Below are 22,751 nucleotides of genomic sequence, written 5' to 3' on the forward strand. Positions count from 1 at the left end.
TGCGCCGCGTGAGCATCGCGAAGAAGGGCACCCGGACGATCGTCGTGGACGGGGACCGTTACCGCTGGGTGGTCGCGCCCGATGACGAGCCGGGGCTGGCCCTCGTCGTCGTGCACGGTGACGTGAACGGGCAGCGCCTGGTGAGGTGGTTCGAGCACGGAGTCGTGATCGGCCCCGGGCTCGTCGCGGCGACCGTCCGCCGGGCGCTGCGCGAACACGGGTGGGCGCCCCGGGAGCGCGGTGGGCAGCTCACGCTGCGGTAACGCCGAAGGGGCGGCCGACGTTGCTGCCGGGCCGCCCCCACGGGGTCAAGCGTTGGGGATCAGGCGCCCAGGTGGGAGCCCTCCGCCCACTCCTTCGCGCCTTCCTTGACACAGGTCGAGTTGTAGACCGGGCCGGCGAACGCCGGGAGGTTGTGGGGGATCGCGGCGAACGTCGAGCAGGTCGACGAGTAGGCCTTGCGGCCGCCGTCGAAGTAGTCGATTTCGACCCCGTCGGCCGAGGCGGCACCGGCCCCGCCGAGCAGGATGCCGGCAGCCAGGACGGACGCGGTGACAGCAGAACGAATACGCATGACTCCCCTAAGGATCACTGGACGGACGCGCCGGCTGATCTGCGCGTCGGCCGGTCCAACCGTCCAAGGGCGCTGTTGGGAACGGGCGTTCACTCCAATGCCGGTAGCTGAATCGTTTCGGCGGCGAGGCCCCCGTCCGCCCGGCTGTTTCCTTGCCGCGTGGCCCGTGCAAGCATCTGCGGATGATCACACTTGCCGATGACCTCGGCCACCTCTCCTACGTCGTCACCGGTGACGGACCGCCGCTCGTCCTCGTGCACGCCGGCGTCGCCGACCACCGCATGTGGGACGCCGTCGTGCCCGGTCTGGCGGAGCGGTACACCGTCATCCGTTACGACCTGCGCGGCTTCGGTGAATCCGCCCCGCCGACCGGCCCGTACAGCGACACCGACGATCTGCGCCGCCTCCTCGACCACCTCGGTCACGCGCGCGTACGCCTCGTCGGCGCGTCCTGGGGCGGCCGCGTGGCCGTGGACTTCACCCTGGCCCACCCCGGCCGGGTGCACTCCCTGGCGCTGTTCGCCGCGCCGTGGCCGGGCTACGACTGGTCCGCGGAGATGCACGCGTACGACGCGGCGGAAACGGCCGCGATGGCCGCCGGCGACGTGGACGCCGCCACCGGCGTCAACCTGGACATGTGGCTGCGCGGACCGGCCCGCGGCTGGGAGGACGTCGCCCCCGGCCTGGCCGACCGGGTCCGTGAGCCCATGCGTACCTCGCTCGTGAACATGGCGGTCCGCGACGAGCACGCCCAGGGGCCCGGAGCCGGGGACCTCGCGGACATTTCCGTCCCCACCCTCGTGGGGACGGGCAAGCTCGACGTCGCCGACTTCCAGGACATCGGCCGGCGCTACGCAGCCGGGATCCCGGGCGCGACGCTGGTCGAATTCCCCGACGCCGCCCACCTCATCGCCCTGGACGCCCCCGCCGAACTCACCGCGGCGCTCCTCCCCTTCCTCGCCCGCTAGGGGCTGTCCCGCACCGGCTGCCGCGGCCCTTGCGGTCGCCTCCGGTGCGGGTACCGGCCCGTACGGGCGCCGGGCCCGCCTCTCTCGTGTCAGCGCCGGGGGACCGTCCCGAACCCTCCCGGAGACCGCCGGGTCCGCGTCCGGAACCACCCCGGCCGGGTGACGGCCGGAAACAATTCTGCAATCTCTTGCGCAAACTCTTGCAACACTCCTGGGCGCCCCCTACGGTCGCGTGCAATCCCCACCTTCCCGCCAGGAGGACCCCCACATGGCTCGATCCGTATCCGCGCGCGCCGCCAGAGCCGCCCTGGCCGCGGCCGCGCTGGCCGCCGCCTCCCTCACCGCGCAGGCACCGCAGGCCTCCGCGGCCCCGCCCGGGGAGAAGGACGTGACCGCCGTGCTGTTCGAGTGGCGCTTCGCCGACGTCGCCACGGCCTGTACGGCCTCCCTCGGGCCCGCCGGGTACGGGTACGTCCAGGTCTCGCCGCCGCAGGAGCACGTCCAGGGCTCGCAGTGGTGGACCTCGTACCAGCCCGTCAGCTACAAGATCGCCGGGCGGCTGGGTGACCGCGCCGCCTTCAAGAGCATGGTCGACACCTGCCACGCCGCCGGCGTGAAGGTCGTCGCCGACGCCGTCATCAACCACATGGCCGGCCCGGCCGACGCCGGCGCCACCCTCACGGGCACCGGCGGGTCGACGTACGGCAAGTACGCCTACCCCGGTCTCTACTCCGGCGCCGACATGGACGACTGCCGGGCGGAGATCTCGAACTACCAGGACAAGGGCAACGTCCAGAGCTGCGAGCTGGTCAAGCTCGCCGACCTCGACACCGGCGAGGAGTACGTGCGCGGGCGGATCGCCGCGTACCTGAACGACCTGCTCTCCCTCGGCGTCGACGGCTTCCGGATCGACGCCGCCAAGCACATGCCCGCCGCCGACCTCGCCGACATCAAGTCCCGGCTGGCCAACCCGTCCGTCTACTGGAAGCAGGAGGCGATATTCGGCGCCGGGGAGGCCGTATCGCCGTCCGAGTACCTCGGCAACGGGGACGTGCAGGAGTTCCGCTACGCCCGGGACCTCAAGCGCGTCTTCCAGAACGAGAACCTCGCCCACCTGAAGAACTTCGGGGAGGGCTGGGGGTACATGGCCTCCGGCAAGTCCGGGGTGTTCGTCGACAACCACGACACCGAACGCAACGGCGAGACCCTCACCTACAAGAACGGCTCCCCGTACACCCTCGCCAATGTCTTCATGCTGGCCTGGCCCTACGGCTCCCCGGACGTGCACTCCGGCTACGAGTGGACCGACAAGGACGCCGGCCCGCCCAACGGCGGCACCGTCAAGGCCTGCTACTCCGACGGGTGGAAGTGCCAGCACGCCTGGCCGGAGATCTCCTCCATGGTCGGCTTCCGCAACACCGCCCGCGGGCAGGGCGTCACCGACTGGTGGGACAACGGCGGCGACCAGATCGCCTTCGGACGCGGCTCCAAGGCGTACGTCGCCGTCAACCACGAGACGGGCGCGCTGACCCGCACCTTCCAGAGCTCCCTCCCCGCCGGCACCTACTGCGACGTGCAGAGCGGCCGCGCCGTGACCGTGGACTCCGCCGGCCGGTTCACCGCCACCCTCGGAGCCGGCACCGCCCTCGCCCTGCACGTCAACGCCAAGACGTGCACCGGGACCCCGCCGGCCGCCGGAACCGGCGCCTCGTTCGCCGTCAACGCCACCACCGTCCCCGGCCAGAACGTCTACGTCACCGGCGACCGCCCCGAGCTCGGCGGCTGGAACACGGCCGCCGCCCTCAAGCTCGACCCGGCCGCCTACCCCGTGTGGAAGCTCGACGTGGCCCTCCCGGCCGGGACCTCCTTCGCCTACAAGTACGTCCGCAAGGACGCCTCCGGGAACGTCACCTGGGAGAGCGGGGCCAACCGCAACGCCACCGTCCCCGCCAACGGCAAGGTCACGCTGACCGACACCTGGCGCAACTGACCCCTCCCGGCACCTCAGCCCGACCCCAAGGAGACCCCTTGACACGCCCCGCCGCAGGAGCCCTCGCCGCCGCCCTGGCCGTGACGCTCCTGCCCGCCCTCCCCGCGGCCGCCGCCGCGCAGGCCCCGGCACCGCCCTCGGACGCCAGACTCGCCGCGGAGTCCGCCCGCCACGACCTGACCCGGGAGCAGTTCTACTTCGTGCTCCCGGACCGGTTCGCGAACGGCGACCCGCGCAACGACCGGGGCGGGCTGACCGGAGGCCGGCTGGAAACCGGCCTGGACCCCACGGACAAGGGCTTCTACCAGGGCGGGGACCTCAAGGGGCTCACCGACCGGCTCGACTACATCAAGGGGCTCGGCACCACCGCCATCTGGCTGGCGCCGATCTTCAAGAACCAGCCCGTGCAGGGCGCGGGCGCCGACGCTTCCGCCGGCTACCACGGCTACTGGATCACCGACTTCACCCAGGTCGACCCGCACTTCGGCACCAACGCCGACCTGGAACGGCTCATCGACAAGGCGCACGGGAAGGGGATGAAGGTCTTCTTCGACGTCATCACCAACCACACCGCCGACGTCGTCGACTACCGCGAGGGTTCGCACGAGTACCTGTCGAAGGGGGCCTTCCCCTACCTGACCAAGGACGGGGTCCCCTTCGACGACGCGGACTACGCCGACGGGAAGAAGAAGTTCCCCGCCACCGGACCGGGCTCCTTCCCCCGCACCCCCTTCGTGCCCGACGCGAAGAAGGACCTCAAGGTCCCCGCCTGGCTCAACGATCCGGCGATGTACCACAACCGGGGCGACTCCACCTTCGCCGGGGAATCCTCCGGACACGGCGACTTCTCCGGCCTCGACGACCTGTGGACCGAGCGCCCGGAGGTCGTCAGCGGGATGGAGAAGATCTACGAGAAGTGGGTCAGGGACTACGAGATCGACGGCTTCCGCATCGACACGGTCAAGCACGTCAACACCTCCTTCTGGACCCAGTGGGCCACCGCCCTCGACGCGTACGCCGCCAAGCGCGGCCGTGAGGACTTCTTCATGTTCGGCGAGGTGTACTCCGCCGACACCGCCGTCACCTCCCCGTACGTCACCCGCGGCCGCCTCGACGCCACCCTCGACTTCCCGCTCCAGGACGCCATCCGCGCGTACGCCTCCCAGGGCGCGCCCGCCGGCCGGCTGGGCTCCGTACTCGCCGAGGACTACCGGTACACCACCGACAAGGCCAACGCCTACGAGCAGGTGACCTTCCTCGGCAACCACGACATGGGCCGCTTCGCCCACTTCCTGAAGCAGGACCGGCCCGCGGCGGGGGAGCGGGAGCTGCTCGACCGCTACCGGCTCGCCAACGAGCTGATGTTCCTCTCCCGCGGCAACCCGGTGATCTACTCCGGCGACGAGCAGGGCTTCACCGGCTCCGGCGGTGACAAGGACGCCCGCGCACCCCTGTTCGCCACCCGCGTCGCCGACTACCTGGACGACGACCAGCTCGGAACGGCGCGCACGCACGGGAGCGACGCCTACGATCCGGAGCACCCGCTCTACACACAGATCAGTGCTCTTTCGAAGCTGACCAAGGCCCACCCGGCCCTGCGCGACGGCATCCAGAGCGAGCGCCTCGCCGACGGCTCCGCCTACGCCTTCGCCCGCACCGACCCCAAGAGCCGCACCGAGTACCTGGTCGCCACCAACAACAGCGGCACCGCCCGCACCGTCGACATCGACGCCCCGCCCGGCGCCCGCTACCGCCCCCTGTACGGAGCCACCGGCCCCGGCGGCACCCCCTACGCGGGCCCCGCCCCGGTCACCGCCTCGCCCGCCGGCAAGCTCACCGTGAACCTGCCCGCCCTCGGCGCCGTCGTCCTCCAGGCCACCGCCCCCCTGCCCGCCCCGGCCGCCCGGCCCGCCCTGACCCTCAAGGCCCCCGCCCCCGGCGCCACCGGCACCGTCGAGCTGTCCGCCGACGTCACCGGCGGCGGTCCCGGCGCCCTCACCCGCGTCGTGTTCGCCGCCCAGACCGGCACCGGTCGCTGGGAGGTCCTCGGCTCCGCCGACCACGCCCCCTACAAGGTCACCCATCCCATCGACCCGGCCACCCCGGCCGGCACCCCCCTGCGCTACAAGGCCGTCGCCGTCGACTCCGCCGGCCGTACCGCCGCCGCCCTCGCCGCGTCCGCCACCGGGCAGACCCCGCCGCCCACCGTCCCCACCGCCACCCAGCGCGACTACGCCGTCGTCCACTACAACCGCCCCGACGGCGACTACACCGGCTGGCGGCTCTACGCCTGGGGCGACATTGCCGAAGGCGAAGCCACCCCCTGGCCCGAGGGACACCCCTTCACCGGCCGTGACGCCCACGGCGCCTTCGCGTACGTCCGCCTCAAGCCCGGCGCCTCCTCCATCGGCTACCTCGTCATCGACAAGGACGGCAACAAGGACGTCGCCACCGACCGCACCCTCGACGTCACCAAGACCGGCGAGATCTGGCTGGAACAGGGCAAGGAAGCCGTCCGCACCGACCGCCCCGCCCAGCCGCCCCAGGACCCGACCAAGGCCGTCCTGCACTACCAGCGCCCCGACGGCGCCTACGACGGCTGGGGCCTGCACGTGTGGACCGGCGCAGCCAACCCCACCGACTGGTCCAAGCCGCTGCTCCCGGCGCGCACCGACTCCTACGGCGCCGTCTACGAGGTCCCCCTCGCCCCCGGCGCCACCAGCCTCAGCTACATCCTCCACAACGGCGACCAGAAGGACCTCCCCGCCGACCAGTCCCTCGACCTGAAGGCCACCGGCCACGAGGTGTGGATGCTGGGCGGCCGCGAGAAGTACCTCCTCCCGCAGCCCGCGGGCTCCGCCGCCGCCCTGGACCTCACCAAGGCGGAGGCCGTCTGGATCGACCGCGACACCCTCGCCTGGAACGCCCCGCCGGCGGCCGCCTCCCTCCAGCTCCTCGCCTCCCGCGACGGCCGGATCACCGCGCAGAACGGCATCCTGAGCGAGAACGGCGCCCAGTGGCTGCGGCTGGTCCGCTCCCAGCTCACCCCCGCCCAGAAGCAGAAGTTCCCGCACCTGGCGGCGTACACCGCCCTCACCGTTGACCCCCGCGACCGCGACCGGGTACGCGAAGCCCTGCGCGGCCAGCTCGTCGCGAGCGCCCGCACAGCGAACGGGGCGGTGCTCGCCGCCACCGGCGTCCAGCTCGCCGGAGTCCTCGACGACCTCTACGCGGCGAACGCCGGCGGCAAGGCCCTCGGCCCCGTCTTCAAGGACGGCCGCCCCACCCTCTCCGTCTGGGCCCCCACCGCCCAGCAGGTCTCCCTGGAGATCGACGGCCGCACCGTCCCGATGCGCCGCGACGACACCACCGGCATCTGGTCGGTGCGAGGCGAACGTTCCTGGACCGGCAAGCCCTACCGCTACGCCGTCACCGTCTGGGCCCCCAGCACCCGCCAGATCGTCCGCAACCTGGTCACCGACCCCTACTCCACCGCCCTGACCACCGACTCCACCCACAGCCTGGCCGTCGACCTGGCCGACCCCCGGCTCGCCCCGCCCGGCTGGAAGGACCTGCGCAAGCCCGCGCCCGTCCCCTTCACCGGCGCCCAGATCCAGGAACTGCACATCCGTGACTTCTCCGTCGCGGACGCCACCAGCGGACACCCCGGCCAGTACCTGGCCTTCACCGACACCGGCTCGGCCGGCATGCGGCACCTGCGCGAGCTCGCCGCCGCCGGCACCTCGTACGTCCACCTCCTGCCCGCCTTCGACATCGGCACCATCCCCGAGGACCCCGAGGACCGCACCAAGCCCGCCTGCGACCTCAAGGCGTACGCACCGGACTCCGAGGAACAGCAGGCCTGCGTGGCCGCCGCCGCCGCGAAGGACGCCTACAACTGGGGCTACGACCCGCTGCACTACACCGTCCCCGAGGGCTCGTACGCCAGCGACCCGAACGGCACCGCGCGCACCGTCGAGTTCCGCAGGATGGTCCAGTCCCTGAACGGCGCCGGCCTGCGCACCGTCATGGACGTGGTCTACAACCACACCGTGGCCTCCGGCCAGTCGGACAAGTCGGTCCTCGACCGCATCGTCCCCGGCTACTACCAGCGCCTCCTGCCCGACGGGACCGTCGCCACCTCCACCTGCTGCGCCAACACCGCGCCCGAGAACGCCATGATGGGCCGTCTCGTCGTGGACTCCGTCGTCACCTGGGCCAAGCAGTACAAGGTCGACGGCTTCCGCTTCGACCTGATGGGCCACCACCCGAAGGCCAACATCCTCGCCGTCCGCAAGGCCCTCGACGAGCTGACGCCCGCCAAGGACGGGGTCGACGGCAAGAAGATCGTCCTCTACGGGGAGGGCTGGAACTTCGGCGAGGTCGCCGACGACGCCCGCTTCGTCCAGGCCACGCAGAAGAACATGGCCGGCACCGGCATCGCCACCTTCTCCGACCGCGCCCGCGACGCCGTGCGCGGCGGCGGCCCCTTCGACGAGGACCCCCGCGTCCAGGGCTTCGCCTCCGGCCTGTTCACCGACCCCAACGGCTCCCCGGCCAACGGCACCCCCGCCGAGCAGCGCACCCGCCTGCTGCACGCCCAGGACCTGCTGAAGGTCGGCCTCTCCGGCAACCTCGCCGGGTACGCCTTCACCGACTCCGCGGGCCGCCGCACCAAGGGCTCCGAGGTCGACTACAACGGCGCCCCGGCCGGCTACGCGGCGGCTCCCGGAGACGCCCTCGCCTACGCCGACGCCCACGACAACGAGTCCCTGTACGACGCCCTCGCCTACAAGCTGCCCGCCGCCACCTCCACCGCCGACCGGGCGCGCATGCAGGTCCTGGCCATGGCCACGGCCGCGCTCTCCCAGGGCCCGGCCCTCTCCCAGGCGGGCACCGACCTGCTCCGCTCGAAGTCGCTGGACCGCAACTCCTACGACAGCGGCGACTGGTTCAACGCCCTGCACTGGGACTGCCGCGACGGCAACGGCTTCGGCCTCGGGCTGCCGCCCGCCGCCGACAACCGCGCCAAGTGGCCCTACGCGAAGCCCTTGCTGAGCGGCCCGGTCCCCGGCTGCGCGGAGATCCGGGGCGCCTCGGCCGCCTACCGCGACCTGCTGCGGATCCGTACGACGGAAAACGCGTTCGCCCTCACCACCGCCGAGGCGGTGCAGCAGCGGCTGTCCTTCCCGCTCTCCGGGCCGCAGGAGACCCCGGGCGTCCTCACCATGGCCCTCGGCGACCTGGTGGTGGTCTTCAACGCCACACCCGCCGACCAGCACCAGCGCGTCCCCGCCCTCGCGGGCACCGGCTACGCCCTGCACCCGGTGCAGGCGGGCGGCTCGGACCCGGCGGTGAAGCGGTCGGCGTACGACCCGGCGACGGGGGAGTTCACCGCCCCGGCGCGCACGGTCGCGGTGTTCAAGCGGGCCTGACCACCACCCGCGCACGACAGGACGGCGGTGCCGGAGTTCCTCCGACACCGCCGTTCCGCGTCCCGGGCGGCCGGTTCAGACGTCGAGGCGCCGCTCCAGCAGGACCACCCCGTACACCCGCCCGTCCTTGGCCTGCTTCGAGGGGAACTCGCCGACCACCCGGTAGCCCGCGCTCCGGTAGTACGCCAGCAGCCTCGGGTTGCTCGACACGCAGTCCAGGCGCGCCCGCTCCCGGCCCGTCCGGGCGATCCGGTGCTCGGCGTGCTCCAGGATCCGCATCCCCGCCCCGGCCGGTGCGGCCTTCCGCTCCACCATCAGCCGGTGCACGTATCCCGCGACCGGGGGCTGTACGCCCCAGGCCTCCTCGTCGGACCACCAGAGCTCGTAGGCGCCCACGACGCGCCCGTCGGCGTCCTCGGCGAGCCAGACCTCACCGTCGCGCATGCGCGCGCGGAAGTGTTCGGCGTCCTTCTCTCCCGGCTTCCACTGGTCGATCCCCCGCCCGAGCATCCACCGGGCGGCCTGGTCGTACAGCTTCACCAGCGTGCCGGCGTCCTTCTCCGCGGCCGGCCGGAACAACATCCCGTCGTCAATGATCACGCCTGGCATTATCGCCAGCGGCGTTCACTCGCCCCGGCGGGGTCCCGGCACCAGCGCCGCCAGCCGCCCGACCAGTTCCCCGAAGGGCCCGTCGGCCGGCTCGTCCGCCAGGATCCGTACGAGGATCCCCGCCATCTCCGCGTCGTACGCGGCGCTCACCGCCGCCAGCGCGGCGAAGTCGTGCACCAGCTGGAGTTCCAGTTCGCCCCGGGGGATGCGGCGCCCGTCCAGCCACAGCAGCGCCGTGGACTCGGCCAGCGAGACCCAGGACCGCACGACGAGCTCCAGCCGGGCCGGCGGGTCCTGTACGCCGATGTGGACGAGGATCTGCTCGTACGCGGCCTGCCGCACCTCGTCGATCATCGCGTTGGCCCGGCTGCTGCCCGCCGCGGGACCGCCGCGCAGCAACGCCGAGAAGCCGGGCCCGTGTTCGTCGACGAAGGCGAAGTACCGCCCCATCACCCGCAGCAGCCGGAGCCCCAGCGGGCCCTCCTGCGGTTCGACGAAACGCTGCGCCAGCTCGTCGGCGGCCCGCCGCAGCGCGGCCTCGTACAGGCTGAGCTTGCCCGGGAAGTAGTGGTAGACGAGCGGGCGGGATATCCCGGCGGCCGCCGCGATCTCGTCGATCGACACGTCGTCGGGGGAGCGGTGGCTGAACAGCTCCAGGGCCACCCCGATCAGCTGTTGCCGCCGCTCCTCGACACCCATCCTGCGTCGCACCCCGGTTGTCATGCCGACACCCTACTTCCCGTGCGGGGGTGGGCCGTACGGGTGAGGTCCCCGCCGCTACAGGTCCAGTACGAGCCGGTCCGAGGCCGCGCGGGAGACGCACAGCAGCATCGAGCCGGCGCGCTCCCCGTCGGTGAGGAGTCCGTCCCGGTGGTCCACCCGGCCCGCCAGGACCCGGTGCCGGCAGGTTCCGCAGAAGCCCTGCCCGCAGGAGTACGGGGTGTCGGGCAGGACCCGGCGCACCGCCGTGAGCGTGGACTCGTCGGGGCCGACCTCGACGGTGCCGCCCGTGCGGGCGAGTTCCACCGTGAAGGGCTTCGCCTCGGCCGGCGGCGCCGCCGCGAAGCGCTCCAGCCGGACCGCGCCCGGGTCCGGGACGGCCGCGGTGACCGCCCGCATCAGGGGCTCCGGGCCGCAGCAGTAGACCAGGGTGCCGGGCCGCATCCCGGCCAGCGGGCTCAGGTCGGGCAGGCCCGCCTCGTCCTCGGCGGTGACCGTCACCCGGTCCCCGTAGGCCGCCAGTTCGGGCAGGAACGGCATCGAGGCGCGCGAGCGGCCGCCGTACAGCAGGGTCCAGTCGGCGCCGGCGGCGGTCGCCGCGCGGAGCATCGGCAGGACCGGGGTGATGCCGATGCCGCCCGCGACGAAGGCGTACGAGTCCGCGGGCTCCAGCTCGAACCGGTTGCGCGGCGGCCGCAGTTGCAGCCGGGTGCCCTCCACCAGCCGCTCGTGCACCTCGCGCGAGCCGCCGCGGCCGTCCTCGACGAGCCGGACGGCGATCGTCCAGCGCCCCGCCTCGGCGGGGTCCCCGCACAGCGAGTACTGGCGCACCAGCCCCGAGGGCAGGGTCAGGTCCACGTGCGCGCCCGGGGTCCAGGACGGCAGTTCCTCCGACTCCAGCACCAGCCGCAGCACCCCCTCGGCGGGCTCGGTGCGGGAGACGACCACGGCGTGCAGTGCCCGGCGCGGGGAGTACCCCGACACCGGGTTCTCCAGCGCGGGCAGGGGCCACAGGGGGGAGCGGCCGATCCGCCTGAGCAGCGCGCGCCGGGCCAGGACGGCGGCCCCCGCCACCGCCGTGACGGCCAGCGCCCGCCTCACGGCCGCACCCCGCCGTTGGCGCCGGGCGAGGAGGCCAGGTAGGCCTGCGCCTGGGCGGTCGAGCCTTCCTGCGAGGGGTGGTACGTACGGGAGAGGTAGGTCGGGATGGAGCGGGCCATCGCCCGCGCCGAGGGGAGGACGCCCTTGCGGCCGGCCCGCAGGAACTGCCCGTAGGAGGCCTTGGCGCCCGGAAGGTGGGGGTCGTTCTCCATGAAGAAGCGGGCGCCGCGCTGCCAGAGGAAGAGCAGGGCGGCGAAGCCGGTGGCCCAGGTCCGCACCCGGCGGCGGTAGTTGCCGTCGAGGTGCATGAAGAGGTCGAAGGCGACCGACCGGTGCTCGACCTCCTCCGCGCCGTGCCAGCGCAGCAGGTCCAGCATCATCGGGTCGGCGCCGCGCCGGTCCAGTTCCTTCGCGTTGAGCACCCAGTCGCCCAGGAACGCGGTGTAGTGCTCGATCGCGGCGATCATCGCGACCCGCTCCTTGAGCCACCACGCGCGGGCCCGGCCCGGGGGCAGGGTCCGGTCGCCGAGGAGCTTCTCGAAGAGCCAGTCCACCTGGGCGGTGTACGGGGTCGGGTCGAGGCCGAGGCGCCTGAGGTGGGGGAGGACGTCGTCGTGCGCGGCGGCGTGTATCGCCTCCTGCCCGATGAAGCCGATGACGTCCGCCCGCAGCCGCTCGTCCTCGATGTGGGGGAGGGCCTGCTTGTAGACGTGCACGAACCAGCGCTCGCCGGCGGGCAGCAGCAGGTGCAGCACGTTGATGGTGTGCCCGGCGAAGGGCTCGCCGGGCAGCCAGTGCAGCGGGGTGTCCTCCCAGGAGAAGGAGACGTTGCGGGGCGCGAGGTCCGTGTGTTCCGACGCCACGGGGGCGGGGGCGGGGGCGGGGGCGGGCGGCCTATTAGACATGGCGTCAATGTACTGATGGGTACCCGTCAGGAAAACCCCTCTGCGTCCCCGGATCGCCCCGCCCGGGTACGCCCCCGGGGGTGGGCCCGGGGTGGGCCCGGGGTGGGTCATCCGCCCCCGGTGTCCTCGGCCTCCCAGCGCAGCAGATCGCCGGGCTGGCACTCCAGCACCTCGCACAGCGCGGCGAGCGTCGCGAAGCGCACCGCCTTGGCGCGCCCGTTCTTGAGCACCGCCAGATTGGCGGGAGTGATCCCCACCCGGTCCGCGAGCTCGCCCACGGACATCTTCCGCCGGGCCAGCATCACGTCGATGTCCACGGTGATCGGCATCAGATCACCTCGTCCAGCTCGGCCCGCAGCCGCGCGGCCTCGACGTCGCGCGCGACGGCCTGGGCGAGCAGCATCCGCAGGACGAGCACGATGAGCGCCACCCCCAGGATGGCCACCCCGACCCCGCCCATGATGACGGTGACGCCCGGATCCTCCCGCTGGCCCGGCGCGTTGAGGGCCGTGACCGCGAACCACAGGAGGGCGGCCGCCGCGATCGCGCCGATCACGGCGTCCACGTACCGGAAGGCGGCGTCGGAGAAGACCGTCCCGCGGCGCACCATCGTCACCAGCCGCCCGACGCAGACCAGCGCGACCTGGGCCGCCACCATGCCCAGGATCGTGATCACCCGCAGCGGGGTCAGCGGGAGCGGCCCGTCCTCCGGATCGGCGGCCAGCGCCCAGGCCATGGACACCTGGACGAACACGGTGCCGGTGAGCACCACGGCGAGCACGGCACGCAGTGCGGCCACTGTCAGCTTTCCCATGGCGCGTCCTTCCATCGAGTCACGATGGAAACCTATCGAGTTTCGATAGGTCAGGCAAGGGGTGAGCTGGCGCCCCTCCGCCTTGCGATGTACGGCACCGGACGCCGCGGACCTGACCGGCGCTACTTTGACGACAGGACCTAGCGGAGCACCCCCGCCTTGCTGCCGTCCGTGAGCTTGCCCGACAGGTCCACCTGCGCGCCCTCCGGCGCCTTCAGGGCCAGCCGGTTGCCGTTCGCGCTGCCGCTCACCCCGGCGCCCGACGCCGACAGCGAGGCGAACTGCGCGCTGCCCGCCGCCAGTACGTACCACTGCCCCGCCCGGGACTTCCACAGCACGCCCGCCAACACCCGCGGCTCCCGGGGCCCGCACGCCGGGGACCCCTCCGCCTTGGCCGCCTGGACCGCCAGCGGCGCCCCCGGCGCCAGGAACTGGGCCTGCACCCGGTCCGTCGTGCCCTGCCAGGTCTCGGCCCGGGTGCAGAGCCAGGTGGCCGTCCCGTCGCCCTCTGGCAGCGGCTGCTTCGCGTACGTCCAGGCGTTGACGGAACGCACCCCGTGCGAGCGCACCGACGGCAGCAGGCACGCCGTCTTCGACCACTCGCCGAGCTCCGCCGCCTCCGTCACGTCCCGCGCGGCGCCCGGCGCGCCCGAGGTGAGCCGCGCCGCGGTCAGTTCGCCCAGGTCGGTCACCAGCCGGGTGGCGCCGTCGCCGGTCAGGGACAGCGCGCTCCAGCTGGTGCAGTCGCCGTTCGGGGCGGGACCCAGCACCGGCGGGGTGACCCCGTCCGGGGTGAGCTTCAGCGGGGCCGCCTGCTCCCCGGGCTTGAGCAGGTCGCGCAGGGCGGCGCCGGTCACCCAGGGGGCCGTCAGATAGCGGACGTTGCCGTCGACCCGGCTCAGGACCAGGGCGGTCGCGGTGTCCGCCGTCGCCCCGTCCGCCCGGGCGAAGTCGAGGGCGGCGCCCGCCGTCCCGTTGCGCGGCTCCGCGTACCGCACCACGCGCAGCCCGTCGTACAGCAGGACCACCACGGCCTGGTCTACCGTACCGGCGAACAGCAGCTGCGCCGGCCCCATCGGCGGCCCCGACGGGGTGCCCGGGGTCGCCGAGACCACCACCTCCCCGCCGGGCCGGGCCCACACCGAGAGCGCCCGGCGCAGCAGTTCCGCGTCCTGGGCGCGGTCGCCGCGCGCCGGCCAGGCGGAGTAGTCCGTACGGGAGGACGTACGCCACACCGTGGGCGCGACCCGCACCAGCTGCCCGGGATCCAGGGCCTGTTCCGCCGCGGCGTTGCGCGCGTACAGCGGAGCGGAGGGGCCGTCCGAGCCCCAGCCCCCGCCCGGCAGCGCCAGCAGCGCCCCGCACACCGCGAGCGCGGCCGCGGCCGCCAGCCCGGCCCGCGCGAACCGGCGCCGCCGCAGCAGGTCGGTGGGCCGGGCCTGGAGCACGCACGGGTCGAACTCGGGGGAGGCGAACAGCCCGTCGTGCGCCGGGTCCCCGGACTCCGCGACCGCCGCCGCCGGGTCGGCGACCCCGGCCTCCGCGAGCACCCGGAGCACGTCCGGCTCGGCCAGCCCCTCCAGCGCCCGCAGCACGCAGGCGGCCCGGCCCGGTCCGTTCAGGGTGGCCAGCCACTGGTCCAGGGCCAGCTCCTCGGCCCCGCCCGCGCGCGGGAACAGCCGCAGCCCCCAGACCTGGGGCAGCAGCGCGGGCAGCTGCCCGCGCAGCGGGAGCGCCTTGAAGGTCAGCGGGATCCCCGCCTCCAGGGCGGAGCGCAGCACGCGCAGCCGGACGTACGCGTAACCGGACTCGGGCCCGCCCAGCCCGCCGCGCTGCGCCGGTACCCCGCCCTGCACGGCTGCCGGGTCGGAGCCCCGCCGGCCGCGCGGCAGCGCCCGCTGGGTCAGCGAATGGGCGGTGAGCACCCGTCGGTTGCGGCCGAGCGCGGGCGGCAGCACCAGGTAGGCGAGCCGCACCAGCCGCGGGTAGTGCTCGACGATCGCGGCCTCGGCCTGCTCGACGTCGGGGGTCAGGGGTCGGGTGGCGGTATCCGGCGCAGTCACGTTCAGCAGAACGAGCGAATCATCGGATGGTCACCCACCCTCGCTTGCCCGTTCGAGTGAATTCCGCGCTCCGAGGTGTACGAGGCCCCGCGCCCGGAGCGGCTCAGGCCGTCAGCCTGGCGCGCAGCGCCGCGACCGTCTCCTCGGACACCCCGAGGCCCTCGTGCACGTACTTCTCCATCGAGCCGTAGCGGACGCGGATCTCGTCCAGGCCGGCCTCCAGGTAGGAGGGGAACACCCCGATCAGCGCCAGCGCGATGTCCGGGTCGCCGCCCGAGGCGGTGAAGCCCTCGATCAGCGGGGCGAAGGCCTGCTTGACCGCCGGGTTCACCGACAGGTACTCGGCCATCAGGGTGTCCTCGTCGGCGCCGAGCAGCGCGAGGATCAGCGTCGCGCCCCAGCCCGTACGGTCCTTGCCCGCCGTGCAGTGGAAGAGCAGCGGGCCCGCGTCGGGGTCGGCGGCCTCGGTGAGCAGCGTGCGGTACGCGGTGTGCGCGGAGCCGGTGCTGACGAAGGAGCGGTACACGGACCCGAACAGGGCCCGCGCCTTGCCGCCGCCCAGGTGTTCCTCGGCCACGATCGGGTCGGCGAGGAGGTCCTTGAGCTGGGTGGCGGCGGGCATCCGGTGGTCGCTCATCTTGTCGGCGAGCACGTCGCGCACCAGCAGCCGGACCCCGTCGGGTATCCGGTCCGGGTGGTCCGCCCGCTCGGCGTCGCTGCGCAGGTCGATGACGGTCCGCAGCCCCAGCGCCGCCACCGCCGGGTCGGCGTCGAGGTCGAGCCGGTCCAGCGCGCCCGAACGCAGGACGAGGCCGGGGCGGACGGTGCGGCCGCCGGCGAGCGGGGTGCCCCCGAGATCGCGGAGGTTGGCGACGGTGGTGGCGGGGGTGGCGGTCATCGCGGCGGCTCCAGCGGGGTGGCTTGCTCGGGGGAAGTGGCGTGCGCGGGGCGCTGTGCTCGGGGGTGCGCAGGGGCGGCGTACTCGGGTGGGTGCTCGGGTGGGTGGGTGGGGGCGTGTGCGTGTGGCGGCACGCCGTCCCTCCCGGTCGGGACAATTCGGTCAGATGTGAGCGATTTTCCGATGCTTCGAACCGGAAAGACAATCGAAGGCGACCGACAGGCCTATCCCCAGACCGAGCGCCACCAGGTGGCCCGCGTCGGTGAAGGTCCGCCCGCGCCGCAGCACCGGCTGCGCGGCGACCGCCAGCAGGCCCGCCCGGGCGCTGTTGCGCACCGCCCCGCGCGGCAGCGCCGAGGTCAGGGCGCCGAGGACCGCGTTGAACCCGTAGCTCGTGCCCACGTCCAGGGCCCGGCGGGTCTGCCGGTCGGCGGTGCGGCGCAGGGCCCCGTAGACCAGGAGCGTCGCCGTGGCGTGCCCGAAGAGGAAGACGGCGGCCGTCCACCACGCCCCGTACGCGTACTCCGCGTAGCCCAGCACCGCGACCAGCAGCAGGGCGTACGCCAGCGGCATGGGTTCCTCGACCACACAGGCGCTGCTCAGCAGCGTCTCCCAGCGGCCGGCGGCGAGGTTGTCGACGTTCGTCGAGCAGCCGCGCAGCACCCGTTCCCGCTCGACCGGATCCAGCCGGTCCAGGGCGTGGGCCCCGAGCTGGACCGCGCCCGCGTAGACCGCTCCCAGCGGCACTGACCATGACCATGGCGATGGGTTCACCGGTCCATGATCGGGCACGGCCCTCCCGCGCGCGGCGGCGGCCCCCGTGAGACCATGACCGGAACATGACTGGATCCCCCTCCCGTGCGCCGATGCGCGGCACGCGAGCCGCGATGTTCGCGGCCGTGTGCGTGGCATTGGGTGCGATGGGGCATTCGTACATGTCCGGGATGGATGTCCCTTTCAGTGGCCTTCTGGTCGCTTTCGCCTTGACCGGGGCCCTCGCCTGGGCCGCCGCCGGACGACGCCGCGGCCCGGCCGGAATCACCGCCGCACTGCTCGCCGTACAGGGCGTCCTCCACCTCGCCTTCACCGCCGGCCAGGCCCCGGGCCGCCGGCACACCGCCCCCGCGCCGGTGCCGGCCGCGGTGCCCGAGCCGATGCCCGGTCACCACCACGTGCCCGGCATGCCGATGGACGCCCCCCTGGGCGGCGCCACGGTCACCGCCGGCACGGACGCGGTGTCGGGCGCGGCTGAGCTCCCCGGCACGGGCGACATGGCCGCCATGGGCGACATGGCGGGCATGGCCGGGCACGGCGGCCTCGGGATGATCGCCGCGCACGTCCTCGCCGGGCTCTTCTGCGCCGCCTGGCTCGCCTGGGGCGAGGCCGCCGTCTTCCGCCTCGCCGGGGCCCTCGGCGCCACCGCCCTGCTGGCCGCCCGGCCGGTCGCCCGCGCGCTCGCGCTGCTGCGGACCCGGGTGGCCCCCCTGCCGGCCCCGCCCGCGCACCACCCCCCGTACGAACGCCCGCGCCGGCTGCGCGGAGCCGTACACGCCCACACCGCGGTCCGCCGCGGCCCGCCCGGGTGGCGAGACACCCGCACCACGGCCCCGAGGCCGTGCCGCCAGAGCCCCGCCCGGCCGACGGCCCCCGCCGCGTACGCCCACCGCGTCGCCGCGGGCCGCCGGTGCGCCCCTTCGCGCGCGCACGCACCGGGCACCACCGGCCCCGCCCGCGGGGCGGCCGGAGGCCTTCCGGCGGCACCCGTCCCGCACCCCGCGCACGCCTGACCGTCGCGTTCCCGGGCGACGGACGAGACCTGGGGCCGGTCCCCCGTTTCGCCGAACCCCAGGACCGACATGTCCCTTGACGAGCTCCAAGAAAACCCCGCCCAGGACTCCGGAACACCGGCCGGGCCCGCCCGCCGCACGGCCGGCGGCTGGGCCGCGCTGCGGCCGCTGCTGCTGCGCGTGCACTTCTACGCGGGGCTGCTGATAGCCCCCTTCCTCTTCCTCGCGGCCGCCACCGGCCTGCTGTACGCGGGCTCCTGGCAGGCCGAGCGCATCCTCTACTCCCACGAGCTGACCGTCGACAGCGTCGGCGAGCGGGCCGTACCGCTCAGCACCCAGGTGAAGGCCGCCCGGAGTGCCGCCCCCCAGGGCAAGGTGCTCGGCGTGTGGCCCGCGCCCCAGGACGACGCGACCACCCGGGTGATCATGGAGGACCCGGGCCTGGCCGAGGGCGAGACCCTCACCGTCTTCGTCGACCCCTACACCGCCGACGTGCGCGGACAGCTGACCACCTCCGGTGACGCGCTGCCCCTGCGGGCCTGGCTGAGCGAGTTCCACGCGAGCCTCCAGCTCGGGGAGTTCGGCCGCAACTACAGCGAACTCGCCGCCAGCTGGCTCTGGGTGGTCGCGCTCGGCGGCCTCGCCCTGTGGATCGGGCGCCGCCGCGGCCGCAAGGCCGACCTCGTCCTTCCCGACCGCAAGGCCACCGGCCGCCGCAAGACCCTCTCCTGGCACGGAACCGTCGGCCTGTGGGCCGCCGCCGGACTCGTCGGCCTCTCCGTGACCGGCCTGACCTGGTCGAACTACGCCGGTGAGAACATCGGACAGCTCCAGGACCGGCTCGGCGGCGCCACCCCCGCCGTCGCGGCCACGCTCCAGCCGGGCACGGCCGCGGGCACCGGCGCCGACGCCGGCGACGAACACGCCGGGCACGTCATGACCGACGGCATGGAGATGCCCCCGCCGGCCCCCGTCACCGACATCGGCATCGACAGGGCCGTGGCCGCCGCACGCGCCGCCGGCGTCACCGAGAGCCTGCGCGTGACCCTGCCCGCCAAGGGCAAGGGCTACGTCGTCAAGGAGAACGACAAGACGCTCCCGGTACACCTCGACTCGGTCGCCGTCGACCCCGCCGACGGCCGGATCATGGACGACCTGCGCTTCGCCGACTACCCGCTCCTCGCCCAGCTCACCCGCTTCGGCATCGACCTGCACATGGGCCTGACCTTCGGCATCGCCAACCAGCTCGCGCTGGCCGCGCTCGCCGTGGCGGTGATGTTCCTGGTCGTGTGGGGCTACCGCATGTGGTGGATGCGCCGCCCCACCAAGGAGAGCCGGCTCCCGGTGGGCCGCGCCCAGCCGCGCGGCGCCTGGCGCAGGCTGCCGGTGACCGTGCTGCTGCCGTTCGCCTGCGCGACGGCGGTCGTCGGCTGGTTCGTCCCGCTGCTGGGCATCAGCCTGCTGGCCTTCCTCGTGATCGACCTGGCCGCCGGGTTCACCGCGCGCCGGCGCGGGACGCCGACCGCGTAGGCGGAGCTCGGACACAGGTGGGCCCGTACGCGCTCGACCGCGTACGGGCCCACCGTCATTCCCGGTGTCAGGGCGTGTACTTGTAGCCCACGCGGCGGACGGTCTGGATCGCCCCGCGGTGCGCCGCGCCCAGCTTGCGGCGCAGCCGGGCGATGTGGACGTCGACCGTGCGGCCGTCGCCGACGTGCCCGTAGCCCCACACCGTGGTCACCAGCTGGTCCCGGCTGTGCACCCGGTGCGGGTGGGCCACCAGGTGGGCGAGCAGCTCGAACTCCAGGTAGGTCAGGTCCAGCTGCTCGCCGTCGACCTCGGCCGTGCGCTGCGCGGCGTCGATCCGCACGAGCGCGTCGCCGTCGGCCGGCGGCGACGCGGGCGCGGGCCGGGCGGAGTGCGGGACCGGTCCGGCGGCCGCTCCGGCGACGGGCGCCGGGACGGACTGCGGGGCGAAGGCGATCGGCTGCTGGTCGGCCGGTACGAGGACCAGGTAGCCGACCATCGGCGGCTGGCCCGGCAGCGCGGGAACGGCGTGCTGGGGCGCGGGCAGCCAGGTGGCGCCGGGCGGGAGCAGGTCCACGACCCGGGCCACCTCGTCCCGGTCCACGGCCCGCAGCCGGTGGCGCGGAGCGGGCGGGAAGGGCAGGGGGGCGGAGGTCGCGGCGGAGGCGGCAGGAGCGAAGGAACGGGTGCTCGTCATGAGTGGTCAGCTCTTTCACGCGGAGTGGTCGGCAGAAGACGTACGTGTGCGTGTGCGTGTGCACGTAGTCGTTGCGTACCGCGCAGACCGAAGGCCCCGGGCGGGTCTGGTGAGAGGTCCCGGAAGCTTTAGAGGGCCGGCGCGTTCTCGGCGCGGCAACACACCCGGTCGAAGTCGTGGTCCTGACGGGAGGGCCAGAACGGCTCCAGGTCGCTGCGACCTGTCGGGGAGTACGGATGGCTGGCCATGGGCGCCATTGAAGCAGAAACGGGGGCCCGGGGCAGGCGTCATCTCACTTGCTGGATCGGAATCTCACATAGTGTCGTCAACTCTTCGTCGGGCTGACACATTCCCGACAAACCGTCAGCCGGACAGCCGCTTGCGCCAGTCGAGCCCGGTCACCCGTATCGCATCGTGGGCCGAACCGTCCCACTCCCACGACAGCCCCACCCCGTCCAGCGCCGCGACCACCTCCCGGCCCACGGAGACGGTCGGCTCCTCGCCGGACGCGAAACCCCCGTAGAGCAGGTACAGGTTCCCGCCCTCGGCCGCTCCCTCGGTGCACTGCGCGTGGAAGAAGACGAACCCGCGCGCGTCCTCCTCGCCGGCGCCACGGATCTCCGCGAGGCCGCAGGAGCGGCAGCAGGCGAAGTTCTCACGCGCGGTGATCCCGGCCGCGTCGAGCGCCCCGAAGGCCCGGGCCAGCCGCTCCGGGTCGGTCTCACCCGCCCACCCGGCCTGCTCGGCGACCCGCTCCCGCCAGAGCCGGTCCACCAGCTGCGCGGCCTGCGCCCGGGACACCGGCCGGTCGTCACCGTTCACCAGGTACTCCTCGGCGTGCTCCGTCAGGGCCGCCCGGTCGTCGTACCCGCAGCGCAGCCGGCCCCGCACGGCCCCGGTCAGCTCCTCCTCGGCCTCCGGGTCCAGCGGCACCACCTCCTCCACCGGGAAGTCCAGCCGCTCCCAGACCGGTCCGCGGTCCCAGCCCGCCTCCCCGGCCGCCCAGCGGAGCATCACCTCCACCACCTCGTCCGCCGTCTCGACGAACGTCTGGAAGTGCCGCTCGGGGGTGCCGGCGCGGTGCTCCAGCTGGTAGTCGCCGCCGGTCTCGTGCCAGACCTGGACGTAGACGTCCGGATCGTCCGGGACCCGGTTCACGACGAGGAAGCGGTCGCCCGCCCCGCCTATGCGCGCCACGAGCGCGGACAGCGGCTCGCGGCTGCCGGGTCCGGAGAGGTCGTGGAAGCCGCCCGGCTCGGTGTGGACTCTGACCGGCCGGATCGCGATGGGGTGCGTGGGATGCATACGGACACCGTGGCACCCGCCACTGACAACGACGGCGGCGCCCGCCTCCGGGAGGGGAGGCGGGCGCCGCCGTGAGCGCTGAGCGGCCGTGCCCGCGGTCTCAGGCCGCGGGCTTCAGACCGCGGGCGTCAGGCCGCGGTCAGACCAGGCCGTCCCTCTCCAGGCCCGTGCAGCAGGTGTCCGTGATCAGGCGGGTCACCACGTACGGGTCCACGTTCGCGTTCGGGCGGCGGTCCTCGATGTAGCCCTTGCCGTCCTTCTCCACCTGCCACGGGATGCGGACCGACGCGCCGCGGTCGGAGACGCCGTAGCTGAACTCGTTCCACGGAGCCGTCTCGTGCAGACCCGTCAGGCGCTCGTCGATGCCCGCGCCGTAGTTCTTGACGTGGTCCAGCGGCTTGCTGCCCTCGCCCAGCGCCTCGCACGCCGAGATGATCGCGCGGTAGTCCTCGCGCATCGCCTTCGTGGAGAAGTTGGTGTGCGCGCCGGCGCCGTTCCAGTCGCCCTTCACCGGCTTCGGGTTCAGCGTCGCCGACACGTTGAAGTCCTCGGCCGTGCGGTACAGCAGCCAGCGGGCGATCCACAGCTGGTCCGAGACCTCCAGCGGGCCGAGCGGGCCGACCTGGAACTCCCACTGGCCGGGCATGACCTCGGCGTTGATGCCGGAGATCTCCAGGCCCGCCGCCAGGCAGTGGTCCAGGTGCTTCTCGACGATCTCGCGGCCGAAGATCTCGTCCGCGCCGACACCGCAGTAGTAGCCGCCCTGCGCCGCCGGGAAGCCGCCCACCGGGAAGCCGAGCGGGCGGGTGCCGTCGAAGAAGGTGTACTCCTGCTCGATGCCGAAGACGGGCGCCTGGCCGGCGAACTTCTCCGCGACCGGCCGCAGCAGCGCGCGGGTGTTCGACGCGTGCGGGGTCATGTCGATGTCGAGGACCTCGCACAGCACGAGGATGTCGTTCCCGCCGCGGATCGGGTCCGGGCAGGAGAAGACCGGCTGGAGGACCCGGTCCGAGGCGTGACCCTCGGCCTGGTTCGTGCTCGAACCGTCGAAGCCCCAGATCGGCAGCTCCGCGACGTCGGCGGGGGTGCCGCCCGTCAGGATCTTCGTCTTGGAGCGGAGCTTCGCCGTCGGCTCGGTGCCGTCGATCCAGATGTATTCAGCCTTGTAGCTCACGGGACCATCCTGACTCTGCGGGTGCGGCGGATCGCTGCGGTGTTGACGGCAGCGTGCCCCGTGGCGATTTCTCATCGGTTGCCCATGTGTGAACCCCGTGTTACCGGCGTTTACGCCGCAGGTCGGGTGGCTTGTTCGGGTCGGTGGCTGTGCATCCGTCCGAGTGGGGCACACTGAGCGGGTG

19 protein-coding genes are annotated in these 22,751 nt (G+C 73.6%); 6 read left to right on the top strand and 13 right to left on the bottom strand.

The window, feature by feature from the left end; genetic code table 11:
• Positions 1 to 8 precede the first annotated feature (8 nt).
• Entirely contained in the window at positions 9 to 263 is a 255-nt protein-coding gene (locus tag ACZ51S_RS20550) for a hypothetical protein (RefSeq protein WP_468883858.1), read from the top strand.
• 59 nt (positions 264 to 322) lie between these two features.
• Here the strand turns inward: ACZ51S_RS20550 and ACZ51S_RS20555 are convergent, their stop codons facing one another.
• Complete coding sequence (locus ACZ51S_RS20555; RefSeq protein WP_468477269.1) at positions 323 to 574, bottom strand: hypothetical protein; 252 nt, start codon at positions 572 to 574, stop codon at positions 323 to 325.
• A gap of 182 nt (positions 575 to 756) precedes the next feature.
• Here ACZ51S_RS20555 and ACZ51S_RS20560 point away from each other — a divergent pair, with 182 nt between their 5' ends.
• The 3 genes from ACZ51S_RS20560 (at position 757) to pulA (ending at position 8,967) form a co-directional block, all read left to right on the top strand.
• On the top strand, positions 757 to 1,542 hold the full coding sequence (locus tag ACZ51S_RS20560) for an alpha/beta fold hydrolase (RefSeq protein WP_468802202.1): 786 nt from the start codon (positions 757 to 759) through the stop codon (positions 1,540 to 1,542).
• A 268-nt stretch (positions 1,543 to 1,810) separates the two neighbouring features.
• Positions 1,811 to 3,532, top strand: a complete 1,722-nt coding sequence (locus ACZ51S_RS20565; RefSeq protein WP_468802201.1) for a carbohydrate-binding module family 20 domain-containing protein — start codon at positions 1,811 to 1,813, stop codon at positions 3,530 to 3,532.
• Between the two features lie 38 nt (positions 3,533 to 3,570).
• Complete coding sequence (pulA, locus tag ACZ51S_RS20570; protein ID WP_468961644.1) at positions 3,571 to 8,967, top strand: pullulanase-type alpha-1,6-glucosidase; 5,397 nt, start codon at positions 3,571 to 3,573, stop codon at positions 8,965 to 8,967.
• A gap of 75 nt (positions 8,968 to 9,042) precedes the next feature.
• Here the strand turns inward: pulA and ACZ51S_RS20575 are convergent, their stop codons facing one another.
• The 9 genes from ACZ51S_RS20575 to ACZ51S_RS20615 form a co-directional block, all read right to left on the bottom strand.
• Positions 9,043 to 9,567 (bottom strand): GNAT family N-acetyltransferase, encoded by a 525-nt coding sequence (locus tag ACZ51S_RS20575; RefSeq protein WP_468477265.1) that lies wholly within the window; start codon positions 9,565 to 9,567, stop codon positions 9,043 to 9,045.
• Between the two features lie 24 nt (positions 9,568 to 9,591).
• Positions 9,592 to 10,299 carry a TetR/AcrR family transcriptional regulator gene (locus tag ACZ51S_RS20580; RefSeq protein ID WP_467893204.1) on the bottom strand — a complete coding sequence of 236 codons (708 nt, stop codon included), beginning with the start codon at positions 10,297 to 10,299 and terminating at the stop codon, positions 9,592 to 9,594.
• Between the two features lie 54 nt (positions 10,300 to 10,353).
• Complete coding sequence (locus ACZ51S_RS20585) at positions 10,354 to 11,397, bottom strand: PDR/VanB family oxidoreductase (protein ID WP_468961646.1); 1,044 nt, start codon at positions 11,395 to 11,397, stop codon at positions 10,354 to 10,356.
• The gene (locus tag ACZ51S_RS20590; protein ID WP_468961648.1) at positions 11,394 to 12,302 is read right to left on the bottom strand and encodes a metal-dependent hydrolase; all 909 of its coding nucleotides are present in this window, start codon (positions 12,300 to 12,302) and stop codon (positions 11,394 to 11,396) included. The genes ACZ51S_RS20585 and ACZ51S_RS20590 overlap by 4 nt, the downstream gene beginning before the upstream one ends.
• Positions 12,303 to 12,409: 107 nt before the next feature.
• A complete protein-coding gene (locus ACZ51S_RS20595) occupies positions 12,410 to 12,631 on the bottom strand; it encodes a helix-turn-helix domain-containing protein (RefSeq protein WP_467893210.1) in 222 nt (73 codons plus the stop codon).
• Entirely contained in the window at positions 12,631 to 13,116 is a 486-nt protein-coding gene (locus tag ACZ51S_RS20600; RefSeq protein ID WP_468961650.1) for a DUF2975 domain-containing protein, read from the bottom strand. Before ACZ51S_RS20600 ends, ACZ51S_RS20595 begins: the two co-directional genes overlap by 1 nt.
• A gap of 140 nt (positions 13,117 to 13,256) precedes the next feature.
• Positions 13,257 to 15,179, bottom strand: coding sequence for a hypothetical protein (locus ACZ51S_RS20605; protein WP_468477261.1), 1,923 nt, complete (start codon positions 15,177 to 15,179; stop codon positions 13,257 to 13,259).
• A 103-nt stretch (positions 15,180 to 15,282) separates the two neighbouring features.
• Positions 15,283 to 16,077, bottom strand: coding sequence for a tyrosine-protein phosphatase (locus tag ACZ51S_RS20610; protein ID WP_468802197.1), 795 nt, complete (start codon positions 16,075 to 16,077; stop codon positions 15,283 to 15,285).
• Positions 16,078 to 16,239: 162 nt separating this feature from the next.
• Positions 16,240 to 16,824, bottom strand: coding sequence for a rhomboid-like protein (locus ACZ51S_RS20615; protein ID WP_468477259.1), 585 nt, complete (start codon positions 16,822 to 16,824; stop codon positions 16,240 to 16,242).
• A gap of 236 nt (positions 16,825 to 17,060) precedes the next feature.
• Here ACZ51S_RS20615 and ACZ51S_RS20620 point away from each other — a divergent pair, with 236 nt between their 5' ends.
• Positions 17,061 to 17,864: a hypothetical protein gene (locus tag ACZ51S_RS20620; protein WP_468477258.1), complete on the top strand. Its 804-nt coding sequence runs from the start codon at positions 17,061 to 17,063 to the stop codon at positions 17,862 to 17,864.
• Positions 17,865 to 17,933: 69 nt separating this feature from the next.
• The gene (locus ACZ51S_RS20625; RefSeq protein ID WP_468477257.1) at positions 17,934 to 19,394 is read left to right on the top strand and encodes a PepSY-associated TM helix domain-containing protein; all 1,461 of its coding nucleotides are present in this window, start codon (positions 17,934 to 17,936) and stop codon (positions 19,392 to 19,394) included.
• Positions 19,395 to 19,461: 67 nt separating this feature from the next.
• On the opposite strand, the gene ACZ51S_RS20630 is transcribed toward ACZ51S_RS20625, so the two are convergent.
• The 3 genes from ACZ51S_RS20630 to glnII form a co-directional block, all read right to left on the bottom strand.
• Entirely contained in the window at positions 19,462 to 20,088 is a 627-nt protein-coding gene (locus ACZ51S_RS20630; protein ID WP_468477256.1) for a winged helix-turn-helix domain-containing protein, read from the bottom strand.
• 363 nt (positions 20,089 to 20,451) lie between these two features.
• Entirely contained in the window at positions 20,452 to 21,393 is a 942-nt protein-coding gene (locus ACZ51S_RS20635) for a DUF6891 domain-containing protein (RefSeq protein ID WP_468961652.1), read from the bottom strand.
• Between the two features lie 139 nt (positions 21,394 to 21,532).
• Positions 21,533 to 22,567 (bottom strand): glutamine synthetase, encoded by a 1,035-nt coding sequence (glnII, locus tag ACZ51S_RS20640; RefSeq protein WP_468477254.1) that lies wholly within the window; start codon positions 22,565 to 22,567, stop codon positions 21,533 to 21,535.
• Positions 22,568 to 22,751: the final 184 nt, after the last annotated feature.

Source organism: Streptomyces sp. NPDC034043, assembly GCF_055575675.1.